Source organism: Bradyrhizobium sp. 76, from assembly GCF_023073025.1.
Taxonomy (GTDB): domain Bacteria; phylum Pseudomonadota; class Alphaproteobacteria; order Rhizobiales; family Xanthobacteraceae; genus Bradyrhizobium.
The window spans coordinates 13,563-29,961 of record NZ_JADPIS010000021.1; the positions used below are offsets into that span (position 1 = coordinate 13,563).

A 16,399-nucleotide genomic window follows, 5' to 3' on the forward strand; every position below is an offset into this window, starting at 1 on the left:
CACCTCTAGTTGGTTTTGGTCGCTATCACGACGAGCGCCGAGGCTGGTTCGGAAGACACCTGCGTCAGTTTGTGCGGAATCGTGGAGTCGAACTGGACGCAATCGCCCGGCTTCAATGTCTCCTTGCGCTTTCCGATGACGAGCTCGATCCGGCCGGAGAGAATGAACAGGATTTCCTCACCTTCGTGGTGACTCATGATGCGACCGCGTTTCGCCGTCTTGGTCGGTCGCACGATAAAGGCGCGCATGGTGCGGTCGGGAGCCAGACCGGCGACTAGCGACAGGTGCGTGTCGACGTCGCCGGCCTTCCCGTTCTTCGCGCGGACAATCGTGATCGGGTCGTGGTCGTCCGGCTGGCCGTAGAAGCGGTCCAAGGTCGTTCCGAGAGCCGCGGCGATCTTGAGGGCGGAGCCTATCGACGGAGAGGAGAGCCCGCGTTCCAGCTTGGAAAGATAGCTGCGGGTCAAACCGGAATCGGCGGCAAGCTGCTCCAGCGTCATGCCGCTCTGCACGCGAAGGAATTTGAGGTTGAGTGTCATTGCGCTCGGCTCTTTCCCAAGTTACTGCCCGCATCGATCTCGCACCAAACCACCGATAGTTCAAACCTTAGAACGGGTGCCGACTGATCACAGATCCAGCACTAGCCGTTGTCCGGCGCAATCGCCCACGCAGACGATGAGCTCATTCTGCCGCTCAGCAGGCGAAAGCACGCGATCGCGATGGATGGGGGGCCCCTCGGTCCAGCGCGTGCGGCAGGCGCCACAGATGCCGCCGCCGCAGGACACGGGGACCTCGACGCCGAGGGCATCGAGCGTTCCGAGAAGACCAACATCTGGCGTGACAGTTGCAAGCTTCTGGCTCGCCGACAGATACAGCTCGTAGGGAGGCACGTCGCTTCGGGCGATGGCCTTGGGCGGGGTGAACATCTCGATGTGTTTGCGCTCTTCCGGCCAGGCCGAGACGGCATCTTCGAAAGCCTTCAGCATCGCTGCGGGTCCGCAGCAGGCCGCTAGGCCACATCTGGCAAATTCCCCGACAATTTCGGCGATGACGGGCTTGGCCTGCGCGGTCGTGTCGTAGAGGCGGACACGGCCTGCTCCGATTGCCGGCGCGATCATGTCGGTCAGGACCGGTCGTCCGCGGCTGGTCCAGTGCAGCACATAGTTCGAGCGCCCTCGTCGTTCGAGATGCCGAATTGCGGAGATGAACGGGGTTACACCGATGCCTCCCGCGAGGAATACGTTCGTTCCCTCCTGGTCCAGTGCGATCCCGCCGCGCGGCAGCGAGACCGAAATCGGCTGTCCCGCCTCCACGCGATCGTGCAGGAAGTTCGAGCCGCCGCGTCCTTCGCGTTCGCGCTTCACCGCGATCACGTAGCGCCGATCATCGTCCGGTTCATTGCAGAGCGAATAGGTCCGGACGAGACCCTGGTCCAGGTGAACGTCGATATGGGCCCCGGCCCGAAAGGGTGGCAGCTCCCAATCGTCCTGGTCGACCAGCGTGAAGCGCTTGGTGTCGTTGCCGAGATCCTCGACCTTCGAGACGACGATGGAGACTGTCTTGATCGCCTTCGCCATCTAGATCGGCCTCACGGCGTCGCCTACGCGTAGCGTGCCCCCTGCGATGATCTTGCAGTTCAGCCCCGACCGGTTGATCAACGGATCGAAGACGGACTTGCCGAGTATCTCCTCGATGTGCCGGCACGGCGTTGAAAGGCGGGTCGCCTCGACAATCGCGTCTCCGAGCCGAAAGCGACGGCCGACGAGATGATTGAGCGGGACGCCTTCGACGGTCACGTTGCGGCGATGTTCCTCGGGCGGCAACTCGATCTTGTGGTCGCGTTGCAGGGCTTCGAGCGTCTCCATCTCGAACAGCGTGACCTGGCGTCCATCCTCCGGCTTGTGGGAGTAGAATCCTGTTTCGTGGCCGACGAAATATCGATCTCCCTCGATACCGCGCCCAGCGACGAGCTCGAGCGAGGGAAACGAGCGCATCGGCAAAAAGGCGCGCGGGGTCTTGTGCAAGAAGCGAACGACGCCCTGCCAAGACATCGTGACCTCGGGCTGATCGATTGCGATCGCGTGCATCGTGTTTTCTCCTTGGGCGTCAATCCCGAACTGGCCTAACGTAAGGCGGCCAGTGATTTGTCGAGCGTCTGGCGCACGTCCGATCGCACTTCGATGACGACCGGTCCTTTGGTCGTCATCGCCTCCGCGACGTTCCCCGGGGCACGTTCCGCGTCCTCGATGACGAAGCCGGTCGCACCGAAGGCGCGCGCCAAAGCGGCAAAGTCGGGATTCGAAAGATCCGTACCGTACGGACGACCGGGAAAGGCTCGCTCCTGGTGCGACCGGATGGTCCCGTAGGACCGATTATTGGATACGACGATCGTGAGGTTCGCGCCTCTGGCGACGGCCGTCGCAAGCTCATTGCCCGTCATCAGGAAGCCGCCGTCTCCGCAGAAGGTGACCACCTGCCGCTCCGGAAAGCGAAGGCTGGCAGCGAGCCCGGACGGGAACCCACTGCCCATCGCCCCGCAAGCCGAGCCGAGCAGCCGCGCGGTGGGCTCGAGGCTGAAGATGCGATGGACCCATCCGGCGAAATTGCCCGAGTCCGTCGTGACGATGCCATCGGGCCTGAAGTGCGTGGCGATGGCCGCCACCGCGTGACCGAAGACGTCCGCCGATGGTACGCCGAACCGAGGCCAACCATGCGTGGCCGTCCGCGCCGCGGCAGCCGCGGAGGACCACTCGGTGCGGGCCCGCGCCGTAGCGGGCGCGGCGAGCATGGCCGACACGAACGCGTGCGATCCAGATACGACCGCGACGTCGGTCCGGACGCGCTTTCCGAGCATGTCGGGATCCGGATAGACATGGACTAGCGGCTGGCGCGGCTCGGCCTGTCTCGGAAATGCGAAGCCAAGCGAGGACAGATCGCCCAAACGTGTTCCGATGGCAACGACGAGGTCGGCGCGTTCGAGCAGTTTCACATGAGGCTGAGACGTGAAGAACCCGAACTGACCGGCCCACAGCGGGTGAGAGTTCGGGAACTGGTCCTGCATTTTGTTCATAGTGATGACCGGCACGTTCCATTTCTCGGAAAACGCGATCAGATCTTGGCGGAACGATGCCGTCCGGCATTCTCCGCCGACCAGCAGGATCGGCCGCTCCGCGGCCCTCAACGCCGCCCTCGCCTGTTCAATGGCCGCAGCACCGGGCTCCGGACGCACAGCTCCGTTGGCCGTGGCCACAAATCCCCCGGCCGGGTCTTCAAGGAGATCTTCCGGCAATTCGATGGCGACGGGACCTGGCGTTCCCGCATGGGCCACGGCGAACGCGCGGGCCATCATCTCTGGAACGAGATCCGCCGAATTCAGACGCACCGACCACTTCAGCACGCCATCGAAAGATCGACCACAGTCGATCTCCTGCACCGCGTCCCTTGCGAGGTTCGGACGATCGACCTGACCGACCAGCATCACCAGCGGAATCGCCTCCTGCGCGGCCACATGCAACCCGAGCGCTGCGTTGAAGGCGCCCGGACCACGGCTCGTCATCACGACGCCTGCGCGCCCTGTGAGTTTGGCGTCAGCGACCGCCGCGAGGCTCGCGCTTCCTTCGTGCCGGCAAGTCACCAGATCGAAATCGTTACGGTCGCGCAGCGCGTCCAGCAGCGCCAGAAAGCTTTCTCCCGGGACGCCGAAGGCCCTGTCCACCCCGTGCGCGACGAGACAGTCCGCGACGAGTTCCGCGACGCGATAGGTCATGCGACGCTCCCGTCCTGCCTGATGGTCAGGGGATCGCCCATGACGCGCAGTGGCGCCTCCGTCCGATCTCGCAGCGCCTCGATCGCGAGGCCGTCAAGTAGGGCCCGAACGGCAAGGCCATCCTCGGTTACGTCGATGATGCAGAGGTTGGTGAAGATGCGGGTCACCACTCCGCGCGCCGTGAGCGGATACCCACATCGCTCCACGATGCGGGAGCGGCCATCCTTGGTGGTGTGGTCCATCATTACCCAGATCGACTTGGCGCCGACCGCCAGATCGATGGCTCCGCCGATGCCGGGCGGAGACCCGTTGTCACCCGTCGTCCAGTTGGCGAGATCACCGTCCTTGGACACCTGAAAGGCGCCGAGCACAGCCACGTCGAGATGACCGCCTCGCATCATCGCGAACGAGAGGCTGGAGTCGAAGTAGGAACCGCCGGTCCGGAGCGAGATGGGCATCTTACCTGCATTGATGAGATCCCAGTCCTCTTCGCCCGCAGCCGGCTTCGGACCCACGTTGAGGACTCCGTTCTCGCTGTGAAGGATCACGCCAGACCCCTCCGGCAGGTAGTCAGCGACGTGCGTCGGGGCGCCGATACCGAGATTGACGAATCCTTTCTGCGGCAGATGAAGCGCGACCATGCGCGCCAGCGCATCGCGTGCAAGCGGTGTCATCGGGAGCTCCTTGCGAAAACGCGATCGACGAAGATGCATGGAGTGACTATGGCTTCCGGATCCAAATCGCCGACGTTGACCACGCGGTCGACTTCCACGGCGACCGTCCGGCCGGCGGTCGCCATCACCGCGCAGTGGTTGCGCGCGGTCTTGTTATAGGTGACGTTGCCGAGCGTGTCGGCGAGATGACCTTTGACGAAAGCGAAATCTGCATGAAGCGGTAGCTCAAGAATAAATTCGCGTCCGTCGACGACGATCCTCTCCTTGCCGTCAGCGAATACCGTTCCGACGCCGACGGGAGAAAGGAAGCCGCCGAGACCGGCGCCGCCCGCCCGGATGCGCTCCACCAACGTGCCCTGCGGAACGAGTTCGAGCTCGACCGTGCCGGCACGATATTGCTCGGCGAACTGCTTGGCGCTGCGCGGATAGGAGCAGACGATCTTGCGAACGATCCTGGCTTCGAACCACAGCGACAGATCGTCTTCCGTGGAGCCGGCGTTGTTCGATATCAGCGTCAGGTCGCGGACGCCCCGGTCGAGCACCGCCTTGACCACTCCGAGCGGAAGCCCCGCTCCGCCGAACCCGCCCATCATGACGGCGTCGCCGTCCTTGATGCCTTCCACGGCCGCCGCCGCGTCTTCAACCACTACGTTGCGCATCGTAAATCCGCCGTCTCTGCTACGGGATTGATTTGAGGTACGTCGTTGACAGGCCACGGCCGACCCGGTCGAGCAGCATCTGGTTGGTGCCGTCGGCGTAGGCCGCCATCCGGACCTCGGCGAAATGCATGTTCAGGCGGTGGGCTGCGCCGGCGCCCGTCGCGCCGACGATCCGGACGCACTGATCGATGCCCCAAAGCGCGGTGTCGACAGCGAACTTCTTGGCTTGCGCAGCGAGCGCGACCGGATTTCCCCCGGTCTGTATCTGCTCGGCGGCGCGGAAGACGAGCGCGTTGGCGGCCTCGAGCCGGACCGACACCTCCGCCAGCTCCCAGCGCAGGCCCTGATGTCCGGTCAGCGGCTTTCCGAAGGCCTGCCGGCCTTCGCAGTAGTCCACCGCCTCGCACAGCGCCGCATGCAGAGTTGCGACGCACATGGCGGCCACGTGAACGCGGGCCGCGTTGACCGATGCCATCGATGCCTTGAGCGCGGCGCCGGGCGCTGCGATCAGACACCAATCGGGAATGAAGTGGGCGTCAAAGGCCACTTCGGCCAGACGGAAGGAACGCGCTCCGGGAACGACGATCTCGGTCCGCTTCACCGTCTCGGCTTGGCCGAAAGGCACGTAAAAGCTGGCGATCTCACCGGTCCCCGCAGCGTCTCCGACGCGGGCCAGGACGATCAGACCACCGACCAGCAGGCCGTCGGTCATCCACGCCTTGGTGCCGCTCAGAGCCCAGCCGCCGTTGACTGGAACCGCGGTGGTGGTCAGGGCGGAGACATCGCTGCCACCAGCTGGCTCCGTCATGGCGGTTGTCAGAAGAAGCTCGCCGCGCAACGCGGGCTGCAGCAGGCGCTCGATCTGGATCGACGTACCGGTTTGTGATAGGCGCGTGGCTCCGCCTTGATGGTGGTTCAGGCAGAACGCTGCCGCAAACCCGTGGTGCGCCATTTCCTGCGCAACGCGGACTTTGCACAAATAAGACGCTTCCAAGCCACCGTGAGCGCGCTTGGCCTGGAGGCCCAGCATGCCGAGAGCGGCCCACTCGGCGATCCACCTCTGCGGGAACGCGTCACCTGACACGTGCGCGGCGAAGACGCTCTCGGAGAAGGCACCGGCGCAGAACGCCCGCGCCTTCGCCACGTGATCACGCTCTTCGGCGGAGAGATGAACGTCATACTGGTAATAGAAGTCCACAGGAGATCCTTCGGCGAGCTACTTCTGAAGAGGCGCCCCAATGTCCTTGGCCCACTTATTCCAGTAGGCCTCTTCCTGTCCGACCTCGGCCGTGAAGGTCGAGACCGTTGAACCTGTGATCAGCGTGGCGCCGATCGTTTCCAGTTGCTTGAGGAATTCCGGGTCGCTCGAAGCCTTGTCAAGTGCGGCGCCAACCTTGGCGACGACGTCCGCGGGAAGGTTCGGCGGACCCGCGACCCCGAACCACGGCGAGATATCGAGAGGCTTGCCAGCGGCCTGCTCGATCGTCGGCAGATCCGGGAAGGCCGGCGACCGGTCGGCCGACGTCACCGCGAGCGCCTTCAGGGATCCGGCCTTGACCTGCTGGCCGATCGTGGCTTCGGTGAAGAAGCCCACCTGCAGGATGCCCGACATGCAATCGACGATCGGTTGATTGCCGCCCGAATAGTTGATGAACGTCATCTTCGTATCATAGGCCATGTCGAACAGCGTGCCGCCGACATGGGACGTCGCCCCGAACGTCCCGCCGAAGTTTACTTCTCCAGGGTGCGCTTTCAGATAGGCCACGAGTTCCGGAATAGTGGACACTGGAAGCTTCGGGTTCACCACGAGCAGGTTCCGCTGTTTCGCAACCTTGCGGATATAGGTGAAGCCCTTCTGCTGATCGTAGCGCACCGACGAATACAGTGCCTTTGCGCGAGTATTCGAGGACTCCACCGCGACGAGAAGCGTGTAGCCGTCAGGGTTTGCGCGGGAGACGTTGGACGCGGCGATCATGCCCCCGGCGCCGCCGTTGTTCTCGACGATGACGTTTTGGTTCAACTCCTTCGCCAGCAGACGACCGATCACCCGGCCGATGATGTCCGTTGGCCCTCCGGGGGGAAATCCGACGACCAGCTTAATCGTGGTTGAGGGATAGGCATCGGCGGCCTCGACAGGTCCAGCAAGGAAGCCGAGACAAAGAACGGCGGCGCCGGCGCCAATCGACGCAGTTTTTCGGATCGATCGAAACATGCAGCACCTCCCTCGAAGGACGACCCACCTTCAAGCCAAGGACACTTTGTGTCAAGTGTGAAACGATCGTGATCCGACCAAGAAGCGCACATTGACCGGGCAAACGTTGCGGAAAAAGCGTGCATCATGCCTGTTACGCCACATTTCAGGTGAATGTGCCGCCCGGCAGCCCGACCTTCCAGGGTTGCCAAACCCCGTCGTTGTGTTCTAGACGATCGGTCTACAGAGAACACAAATGGCGAAATCTACAGACAGCCACCGCGAGCTCAATTGGCAGGGCCGAAACCAAGTCGGCTATGCGCCGACCCGCGACGTTCTGATCCGTTGCGGAATGGAGGTGATGACCCAACAAGGTTTTGCAGCTACGGGCCTGGACGCGCTGCTGCGCCGCGCCACCGTGCCAAAGGGTTCGTTCTACCACTACTTCGAAAGCAAGGCCGACTACGGCCGCGAAATCATGAAGGCCTACGACTCCTTCTTCCGGCACAAGCTGGACCGCGCCCTGGACGACGGAACGCTTGCGCCGTTGGCGCGCGTGCGAGCTTTCGTCGAAGGCGCCAAAGCGGGCATGGCGAAATACAGCTATACGCGCGGCTGCCTCGTCGGAAACCTCAGCCAAGAGGTCGAAGCGCTGCCCGACGATTACAGGTCCGCCTTGGACGAGATCGTCAAAGGATGGCAGCGGAAGGTGGCGCATTGCCTGGAACGCGCATACGAGGCTGGCGAGATCGGCAGCGCGGACTGCGATGCCCTGGCTGAGTTTTTCTGGATCGGCTGGGAGGGAGCGGTGATGCGTGCGCGCCTCGTCAAGAACGGCCTCCCGCTCGATACCTTCATCGCCGGTTTCGTCGCCGGCCTGCCGCGTCCGGACGAGCCGAAGGCCAGGTCCAGAAGAAAATCGTGAAGAGGAGTTCGAGTTGTTCAAAGCCGTGTTGATCGAGAAGGACGAGCGGGGATATCGCGCCGACGTCGCTGAATTACCGGACAGCCGCCTCCCCGACGGTGAGGTGACGGTCGAAGTCGAGTTCAGCACGCTGAACTACAAGGATGGCCTCGCGATTACCGGCAAGGGCCCGATCGTGAGATCCTTCCCGCTGGTGCCCGGGATCGACTTCGCTGGCGTGGTGTCGTCGAGCTCCGACCCGACCTACACGCCGGGGGACCGCGTAGTTCTCAACGGCTGGGGTGTCGGCGAACAACATTGGGGCGGCCTGGCGCAGCGAGCAAAGGTCAAGGCCGACTGGTTGATCAAGCTGCCGCCCTCGATGCCTTCCCGCCGCGCGATGATCATCGGGACCGCCGGGTATACCGCGATGCTGTCGGTCGTAGCGCTCGAGAAGTATGGCATCCGTCCTGGCGCGGGCGACGTGCTGGTGACCGGGGCCGGCGGAGGCGTCGGCAGCATCGCGATCATGCTTCTCCACAAGCTCGGTTTCCGCGTCGTGGCTTCGACCGGCCGACCGGACGAGGAGCCATATCTCAAGAGCCTGGGCGCTGCCGAGATCATCGACCGGTCACAATTGTCACAGCCCGGCAAGCCGCTGCAGAAGGAACGATGGATCGCCGCGATCGACTCAGTAGGCAGCCATACGCTCGCCAATGTTTGCGCCGGAATCAAACCGGACGGAGCGGTCGCCGCGTGCGGCATGGCGCAAGGATTGGAATTTCCCGCAAGCGTCGCCCCTTTCATCCTGCGAGGAGTGGCGCTGTTCGGCATCAACAGCGTGACCCGCTCGAAGGCAGAACGCGTTGAAGCCTGGGATCGTCTCGCTTCCCTGCTAACCGAAGCCGATCTGGAGAAGACGGCGGTCGAGATCGGTCTGAACGAGGTCGTCGCCGCGGCTGGCGGCCTGATGAGTGGCCAAGTGCGCGGGCGCACGGTCGTCAACGTCAATAGATGACATCGTCCGAAAAGTAGAGCGATGCGACCGTGGCGGTCCGCCTCGGGGTAAATCTGAAAGCAATGACCGCTCGTCCAAAAAATGGGAGATCCCCAAATATGGCTGCTTCGGAACGAATTGGAACGGATGAACCTGCGTTCGGGTTCTCGACGCGAGCGATCCACCATGGGTATGACCCTGCCCATCACTCTCGCGCGGTATCCCATCCCATTCATATGACGTCGACCTTCGCCTTCGACAGCGTCGCCGAATTAGATGCGGTGGCCGCATTGGGGGGCAAACTGTATGGGCGGGAGTTCAATCCGACGACCGCATTGCTGGAATCCCGTTTGGCAAACTTGGAGGGTGCCGAAGACGCCGTCGTACTGGCCTCGGGAATGGCCGCGTTCGGTGCCTTGGTACTTTCGCTCCTATCCCAAGATGACGAACTCATCGTCCATCGGACCTTGTATTCGAATACGACGACCATGACGGAACAGGGCTTGCCGCGCTTCGGCATAAAGACCATCCCTGTCGATCTCAATGACCCCGCCAATCTGGATACTGTTCTCACATCTCGCAGTAGAGCCGTCTACTTTGAGACGCCGGTCAATCCCACAGGAGACGTGCTCGACATCGAAGCCATTGCGCAACGTGCTCGGCGGGCCGGCCTCTTGGTCATCGTCGACGGCACATTTGCATCTCCCGCGCTGCAGAGGCCTCTCCAATGGGCGGACATCGTGCTCCACTCCCTTACCAAGTATATCAGCGGGCATGGAGACGTTCTTGGAGGGGCTCTGCTGGGACGGACCGAGTTGATCGAAAAAATACGTGATCGCGGCTTGCGCTACATCACCGGTGCCGTCATGTCGCCGATGGTTTCTTCTCTGATTTTGCGCGGGATCAAGACGCTTCCTCTCCGAATGGACCGCCACGGGTCCAACGCACTTGCGATTGCGCGCATGCTCGATGCCCACTCGGCGGTAGAGTGGGTGAATTATCCATTTCTGCCGTCCCATCCGCGGCATGCAGTCGCAAAGAGACAAATGTCAGCGGGCTCTGGAATGCTGTCCTTTGGTCTACGCGGGGGTTTTGATGCCGCCCGCTGTTTTCTCGACCACCTCAAGCTCATTACGCTTGCCGTCAGTCTCGGAGATGCTGAAACGCTCATCATGCATCCCGCGAGCCTGGTTCATGCCCGGCGCGCCGTTCGTCCCGAAGCGCGCCTGCAAAGGGGAGTCGGAGATGACCTGATTCGCCTCTCGGTTGGTTTGGAAGACGAGGCAGATTTGCTCGGCGACCTTGAGCAGTCCCTGAATCGTCTTTAGGTCGCCCGCAACGAACGTACGTCAAGGAGAGGCCTAAGATGATTGCGCCGCCGCCAGGACTCGAGCCCGCCATGGACTTTGCTCGAATTACTCTCAGCCCTCAGAAAGAGGTCGTCCGAAAGTTCTACAAGGAAATGTGGGACAATGCGGACGTTGCTCTAATCCCCGAAATATTTCAACCTGGGTTCACCTTCCGGGGCTCTCTCGGTCCTGTCCTCGTCGGCTTCGATCAGTTCGCGGACTACGTCAGATGGGTGACAGACTCCCTGGAAAACTACACGTCTGACATCCTCGATCTCGTCGAGGAGGGCAACGTGGTCTCGGGAAAGCTGCGCTTCCACGGCATCCATCGAAAGCCGATGTTCGGCCACGCGGCCACCGGACGCCACGTGTGGTGGTACGGTGCGCCGATGTTCACGTTTCGTGGCGACAAGGTGAGCGATCTGTGGGTCTTGGGCGACATCCATGGACTGCTCGGTCGTCTCGCACCGGATGCAACTAGCGAGCCGGAATTCATGACGGACAAGTAGCCCTGCTCCATGACCACTCGCGCCGAGCGGACCATCTTTGACGCGTGGCCCACGACGTGGAACGAGTTCTTGCGATATCGATGCCGATCACGGCCATCGCGGTGTCTGAGACATGGCGTGCTCCTTGTCTGTAGCCACCCCTTGCCAGCTTCGCTTGCTGGCGGGGCAGAAGCGCGGCCGGACCATCCCATTAACGGAGACAAGCCATGTATACGCCTCCCGCATTCAAGGACGAAGACGTCGAGAGTATCCGCGCGACCATCCGCGACGCCCGCTTGGCCAATCTGGTGACGGCGACTGCCGAGGGCCCGCTCGCGACGCCGCTTCCATTGTTTCTCGACGAAAGCGAGGGCGAGCACGGCGTGATCTACGGGCATCTGGCGAAAGCCAATCCGCAGTGGCAGGTTCCTCCGATCGGAAACGCGGTCACGATCTTCATGGGTCCAGAGGCCTATGTAACGCCTTCCTGGTACGCGACCAAGCAGGAGACCGGCAAGGTCGTGCCGACCTGGAACTACGTCGCCGTGCACGCGTACGGGCCTGTCGAGTTCTTCCAGGATCCAGAGCGCCTGCTCGACGTTGTGACTCGCCTGACGCGGAAGCACGAAGCAGCGCGTGCGAAGCCATGGGCCGTCTCCGACGCTCCCGCGGATTTCATTGCCGCCCAGTTGCGCGGCATCGTCGGGATCCGCATCCCGGTGGTGCGCTTCGAAGGCAAGCGCAAGATGAGCCAGAATCGTCCAATGGCCGATCGCATCGGCGTCGCGGCGGGCCTAGCAGCCAGCGAGCATCCTGCGGACCGTGCCGCGGCCCCTCTAATTCCCGTGCGTGTCTAGCATTCAGCGATACGATGTTCGAGCTTCAGACGTTCGCGCTGTTCTTGGCCGCAGCTACGGTCGTGGCGGTCACGCCGGGACCGGGCATTTTCTACATCGTCGCTCGCACGCTGGCCGGCGGCCGGACCGAGGGATTAGCATCCAGCGTCGGCTTGGGTCTCGGTGGTTTCGTACACGTGCTCGCCGGCGCGATCGGCATCTCGGCCCTGGTGATGGCGAGCGCGGAAGCGTTCACTGCGCTGAAGATCGCCGGCGCCTTCTATCTCATCTGGCTCGGCATTAAGACGTGGAAGGAAGCGCGGGTGCCCGCGCCGACCGAAGTCCAGACGACCGGCGCTGGCCGTGCGCTGCGCGAAGGCATCGTCGTGGAGGCGCTGAATCCAAAGACGGCCGCGTTCTTCCTTGCCTTTATTCCGCAGTTCGTCGGCACGAGCGTGAACGTGGCTCTGCAGTTCGTTGTGCTGGGCACGATTTCCGTCGCCTTGAACACTGGCGTAGACCTGATCGTGACCCGTTGGGCGGCCAAAGCGAGGGATGGACTCGCCGGGCGACCCACGTTTATCGCGCGGACGAGACGGACCTCTGGAGCCGTAATGTGCGGACTCGGGGCCGCGCTTCTTATCGCGCGTCGCGCAAGCTAGACTCACGCTTGTCGCGGTGTCGATCTGACGTTGTCATCCCATCAGAACAAGCAAAACATCAGGCGCTCGACCCAATCGACCGTGGGCCAAAATGGGTAAACTACAGCCAAATGCGCAAGTAGGCTCATCCTGCTGCTCAACCTTGTCCGCCGGCGCGGTCGTCGATGTAGCGCCGAAGCGCGGCGGCGGCGTTCAACATGTGCGCGCGCATTCTGCGAGCGGCCGTATCACCATCGCCCTCCGCAATCGCCTGCATGATAGAATCATGCTCGTCCCGGGACTTGCGGATACGATCGCCCTGCCGCAATTGCGTGCGGCGGAAGGCGCTGAGACGGGCACGGACCTCCTGCGCCTGCTCGGCCATGAACGCGTTGTGCGTTGCGCTATAGATGCCTTCGTGGAACAGCCGATTGAACGCATCGTAGGCATCCACGTCGTTGGCGTCGACCATTGCCAGCGAGCTGTCGTGGAGCTCGATCAGATCGCTGCGCTCCAGCGGTGTCATGCGATAGGTCGCGAGCCTGACGCACATGGCTTCCACCTCTGCGCTGGTCTCAAACATGTCCATGATGCGTTCGGGTGTCATCCGTGCCACGACGAGCCCGCGACGGCCCCGCACCTCGACGAGCCCGCTGACGACAAGCTGCCGGAGGGCTTCCCGCACCGGCGTGCGGGAAGCCCCAAAGCGATCGGCAAGCTGCTGCTCTTCCAGCGCCGAACCGGCAGCCAGCGCACCGGAGGCAATCTCGTCGGTGAGCGCATTACGGATGCGATCGGAGAGAAGGCCGCTATCTTCTTCTGCCTCAGCAGCAACTTTAAACAGACCTGCCATTCAGCTTCCTATGATTGCGCGCACCGTGAAGTACAGAATGGACGGTGCGACGAGGCATCCCAACCCGGTATGAAACGTTGCTGTTAATGCGCCGTAAGGCACTAGACGCCGATCTGTTGCCGCCAGGCCTCCAGAAACGCCGCTGACCGTACCCATCAAGCCGCCAAACACCATTGCGCTGCGCGGATTATTTAGGCCGATCATCTTCGCAACAAAGGGCGTACCGATCATCACGATCACCGCCTTGAATACACCGGTCGCGATCGACAGCGCAATAACCGGCGAGGAGGCGCCAATCGCCGCTCCCGTGACCGGCCCGACGATGTAGGTGACCGCGCCGGCGCCGATCGTGGTCAGCGATTCGGCGTCAGTGTAGCCAAAGGCTGCGGCGACGAGAACGCCCAGAATGAACGGAACGACCGTCCCCAATCCGAGCGCGACCGCACCGATCAGTCCGGCCTTGCGCGCATGGACGACGTCGACCTCGAAGGCGGTGGCGACGATGGCGAAATCCCGCAGCATCGCCCCTCCCATCAGTCCAATTCCGGTTAGCCCCGGCAGGTCGGCGAGGCCCTTTTCACCGTTGGTGGCGAGGCCTCCGAAAAACGCGAGCAAAAGCCCGAGCATGATCGCGATCGCCGAGGCGTGAATGCGCCCGAAGGTGAGATATTTCGAGATCGCTCCGGAGATCCACATCAGGATGCCCACCGCGGCGAACGCCGTGATCAGCGAGTTTGCGGCAAGAACGTGGGATATCATGGTCATCCGATCCTCCCGGACTTGAAGCGGGGCACATTCGCCTCGATCGCCTCGCGCGCCTCGATCTCGTCCATCGTCTCGACACGGCCGCTGAGTCGACTGATCAAAGCGACCTGGGCGAAACACACCGCCACCGCGCCGATCCCCGCAATGACAACGATGGGACCGCCTTTTGCCGCAGCGACGACGTTCTGCTGCGCGGCCATGGCGACCACGATGGGAATGTAGAAGCTGCCCCAGAACTCGACGCCCGTCTTCAGCCCGTGGCTGAGGAGACCGTGCCGTAGCAGCCATAGCCGGGCGGCGATCAAGAACATCATCGCAATGCCGACGCCGCCGACATTGGCCTTCACACCGAGGACGACGCCGAGCAGGTCGCCGAGCAGGACCCCGAGCAGCGTGCAGATCGCGAGCAGAGCTACGCCGGAAATGGTCACGGGCGCCTCCCGGCTGTGAGCGGGGCGCTGACCCCCAGAGATCGAAGCTGTGTATGCACTCGCATCGAAAATTCCCTCCTGTGTATGCGACTGTCTATCGCTCAGCATCGTGCGTATACATTAATTGACATTGGAAGGCAATACGCATACACCCTGGCTCATGGAAGCCAACCTCGCATGCCAAGGAGCCGAAATGAGTAGTTGGGGTATGCAAAGGGCCGCCCTGGGAGAGCGCTTGGCGGCCGGCCGAAAGCACGCGAAGGGAAAGGTCGTCCCGATCCCGAGCCTGCCCGCATTTTTGAATGCCGTGATCCGGTCAGGAGACCGGGTGTGCCTGGAGGGTGACAATCAGAAGCAGGCTGACATCCTCGCCTCGGCGCTCGCGAACCTTGACCCCGAAGACGTCCGTGACCTCCACATGGTCCAGTCCGGGGTGGTCCTGCCATCCCACCTCGACATCTTCGACAAGGGCATCGCTCGGCGGCTCGACTTCTCCTATTCGGGCCCACAATCGGCGCGCATCGCGCGCATGCTGTTCGGCGGCAAGATCGAGCTCGGGGCGGTGCATACCTATCTCGAGCTGTTCGCGCGCTACTTCATCGACCTCACGCCGAACGTCGCACTGATCGCGGCGGTCAGCGCCGACAGGGACGGCAACCTTTATACGGGGCCGAATACCGAAGACACGCCGACGGTGGTCGAGGCGACCAGCTACAAGAACGGTCTCGTCGTGGCGCAAGTCACGGACATCGTCGACAAGGTGCCCCGCGTCGACATTCCCGGCGACCTCGTGCATTTCGTGGTCGAAGCCGGTCGTCCCTTCTATGTCGAGCCGCTCTTCACCCGCGATCCCGCCGCCATCACCGAGACCCAGATTCTGACGGCGATGCTCGCCATCAAGGGCATCTATGCGCCCTACGGCGTGCGCCGGCTCAATCACGGCATCGGCTTCAACACCGCCGCAATCGAGCTCTTGCTGCCGACTTATGGCGAGAAGCTCGGCCTCAAGGGCAAGGTCTGCACCCATTTCGCGCTCAACCCGCATCCGACGATGATTCCGGCTATCGAATCCGGCTGGGTCGAGCAGATCCACTGCTTCGGATCGGAGGTCGGCATGGAGGATTATGTTGCGGCGCGCTCCGATATCTTCTTCACGGGTCCCGACGGCTCGCTGCGCTCCAACCGCGCCTTCTGCCAGACGGCGGGCCTTTATGCCTGCGACATGTTCATCGGATCGACGCTGCAGATCGACCTCGAGGGCCACAGCTCGACGGTGACGACCAACCGCATCGCCGGATTCGGCGGCGCGCCCAACATGGGCTCCGATCCGCGCGGGCGCCGTCACCCGAGCGAACCCTGGCTCAAAGCGGGTGCCGAGGCCGACCCCGCGTCCAATGCTGCCCTGCGCCGAGGCCGCAAGCTCGTGGTGCAGATCGGTGAGACATTCGGTGACGGCAATGTACCGCTCTTCGTCGAGCAACTCGATGCGCTAGAGCTGGCGCGCAAGCTCGACCTCGACCTAGCCCCGGTGATGGTCTACTCCGATGACGTTACCCACATCGTCACCGAGGAAGGCATCGCCAACCTGCTGATGTGCCGCAGCAAGGACGAGCGCGAGCAGGCGATCCGCGGCGTTGCCGGCTACACCAACGTCGGGCGCGCGCGCGATGCAAAGCTCGTGGAGCAGCTCCGGCAACGCGGCGTGATCCGCCGTCCCGAGGATCTCGGCATCGATCCGCTCGATGCCGACCGGCGCCTGCTGGCGGCCCGTTCGATCAAGGACCTCATGCTGGCTTCCGGCGGTCTCTACCGCCCGCCCAGCCGCTTCCGCAACTGGTGAGGAGT

Annotated in this window: 18 protein-coding genes; 7 read left to right on the plus strand and 11 right to left on the minus strand. The window is 62.9% G+C overall.

Annotated elements, in window-relative coordinates; translation table 11 throughout:
- Positions 1–5: 5 nt before the first annotated feature.
- The 8 genes from IVB48_RS07235 to IVB48_RS07270 all read right to left on the minus strand — a co-directional run bounded on the left by IVB48_RS07235 (position 6) and on the right by IVB48_RS07270 (position 7,146).
- Positions 6–539 (minus strand): helix-turn-helix domain-containing protein, encoded by a 534-nt coding sequence (locus IVB48_RS07235; protein WP_247385366.1) that lies wholly within the window; start codon positions 537–539, stop codon positions 6–8.
- Between the two features lie 87 nt (positions 540–626).
- Complete coding sequence (locus IVB48_RS07240) at positions 627–1,577, minus strand: PDR/VanB family oxidoreductase (RefSeq protein WP_247398932.1); 951 nt, start codon at positions 1,575–1,577, stop codon at positions 627–629.
- The gene (locus tag IVB48_RS07245; protein WP_247398934.1) at positions 1,578–2,087 is read right to left on the minus strand and encodes an MOSC domain-containing protein; all 510 of its coding nucleotides are present in this window, start codon (positions 2,085–2,087) and stop codon (positions 1,578–1,580) included.
- Positions 2,088–2,122: 35 nt separating this feature from the next.
- Positions 2,123–3,766 carry a thiamine pyrophosphate-dependent enzyme gene (locus IVB48_RS07250; protein ID WP_247398936.1) on the minus strand — a complete coding sequence of 548 codons (1,644 nt, stop codon included), beginning with the start codon at positions 3,764–3,766 and terminating at the stop codon, positions 2,123–2,125.
- A complete protein-coding gene (locus tag IVB48_RS07255) occupies positions 3,763–4,440 on the minus strand; it encodes a 3-oxoacid CoA-transferase subunit B (protein WP_247398938.1) in 678 nt (225 codons plus the stop codon). Before IVB48_RS07255 ends, IVB48_RS07250 begins: the two co-directional genes overlap by 4 nt.
- Positions 4,437–5,099 carry a 3-oxoacid CoA-transferase subunit A gene (locus tag IVB48_RS07260; RefSeq protein ID WP_247282258.1) on the minus strand — a complete coding sequence of 221 codons (663 nt, stop codon included), beginning with the start codon at positions 5,097–5,099 and terminating at the stop codon, positions 4,437–4,439. The genes IVB48_RS07255 and IVB48_RS07260 overlap by 4 nt, the downstream gene beginning before the upstream one ends.
- A 19-nt stretch (positions 5,100–5,118) precedes the next feature.
- Entirely contained in the window at positions 5,119–6,297 is a 1,179-nt protein-coding gene (locus tag IVB48_RS07265; protein WP_247282259.1) for an acyl-CoA dehydrogenase family protein, read from the minus strand.
- An 18-nt stretch (positions 6,298–6,315) separates the two neighbouring features.
- Positions 6,316–7,146 carry a tripartite tricarboxylate transporter substrate binding protein gene (locus tag IVB48_RS07270; RefSeq protein WP_247398941.1) on the minus strand — a complete coding sequence of 277 codons (831 nt, stop codon included), beginning with the start codon at positions 7,144–7,146 and terminating at the stop codon, positions 6,316–6,318.
- A 400-nt stretch (positions 7,147–7,546) separates the two neighbouring features.
- Between IVB48_RS07270 and IVB48_RS07275 the strand changes: the two genes are divergently transcribed.
- The 6 genes from IVB48_RS07275 (at position 7,547) to IVB48_RS07300 (ending at position 12,526) form a co-directional block, all read left to right on the plus strand.
- Positions 7,547–8,215 carry a TetR/AcrR family transcriptional regulator gene (locus tag IVB48_RS07275; RefSeq protein WP_247398943.1) on the plus strand — a complete coding sequence of 223 codons (669 nt, stop codon included), beginning with the start codon at positions 7,547–7,549 and terminating at the stop codon, positions 8,213–8,215.
- A 13-nt stretch (positions 8,216–8,228) separates the two neighbouring features.
- The gene (locus IVB48_RS07280; RefSeq protein WP_247398945.1) at positions 8,229–9,212 is read left to right on the plus strand and encodes an MDR family oxidoreductase; all 984 of its coding nucleotides are present in this window, start codon (positions 8,229–8,231) and stop codon (positions 9,210–9,212) included.
- Between the two features lie 98 nt (positions 9,213–9,310).
- Positions 9,311–10,519 carry a PLP-dependent aspartate aminotransferase family protein gene (locus IVB48_RS07285; protein ID WP_247398949.1) on the plus strand — a complete coding sequence of 403 codons (1,209 nt, stop codon included), beginning with the start codon at positions 9,311–9,313 and terminating at the stop codon, positions 10,517–10,519.
- Positions 10,520–10,557: 38 nt separating this feature from the next.
- Entirely contained in the window at positions 10,558–11,049 is a 492-nt protein-coding gene (locus IVB48_RS07290; protein ID WP_247398952.1) for an ester cyclase, read from the plus strand.
- Positions 11,050–11,255: 206 nt separating this feature from the next.
- Positions 11,256–11,885, plus strand: a complete 630-nt coding sequence (locus IVB48_RS07295) for an FMN-binding negative transcriptional regulator (RefSeq protein WP_247398955.1) — start codon at positions 11,256–11,258, stop codon at positions 11,883–11,885.
- A gap of 14 nt (positions 11,886–11,899) precedes the next feature.
- A complete protein-coding gene (locus IVB48_RS07300) occupies positions 11,900–12,526 on the plus strand; it encodes a LysE family translocator (protein ID WP_247398958.1) in 627 nt (208 codons plus the stop codon).
- Positions 12,527–12,662: 136 nt separating this feature from the next.
- Here IVB48_RS07300 and IVB48_RS07305 read toward each other — a convergent pair whose 3' ends face one another.
- The 3 genes from IVB48_RS07305 to madL are packed head-to-tail and all read right to left on the minus strand — an operon-like array spanning position 12,663 to position 14,554.
- Positions 12,663–13,358 (minus strand): GntR family transcriptional regulator, encoded by a 696-nt coding sequence (locus IVB48_RS07305; protein WP_247398961.1) that lies wholly within the window; start codon positions 13,356–13,358, stop codon positions 12,663–12,665.
- Entirely contained in the window at positions 13,359–14,123 is a 765-nt protein-coding gene (gene madM, locus IVB48_RS07310; RefSeq protein ID WP_247398964.1) for a malonate transporter subunit MadM, read from the minus strand.
- Positions 14,120–14,554 (minus strand): malonate transporter subunit MadL, encoded by a 435-nt coding sequence (gene madL, locus IVB48_RS07315; RefSeq protein WP_247398967.1) that lies wholly within the window; start codon positions 14,552–14,554, stop codon positions 14,120–14,122. Before madL ends, madM begins: the two co-directional genes overlap by 4 nt.
- Positions 14,555–14,747: 193 nt before the next feature.
- On the opposite strand from madL, the gene mdcA reads away from it, so the two are divergent.
- A complete protein-coding gene (gene mdcA / locus IVB48_RS07320) occupies positions 14,748–16,394 on the plus strand; it encodes a malonate decarboxylase subunit alpha (protein ID WP_247398969.1) in 1,647 nt (548 codons plus the stop codon).
- The last annotated feature ends 5 nt before the right edge of the window (positions 16,395–16,399 follow it).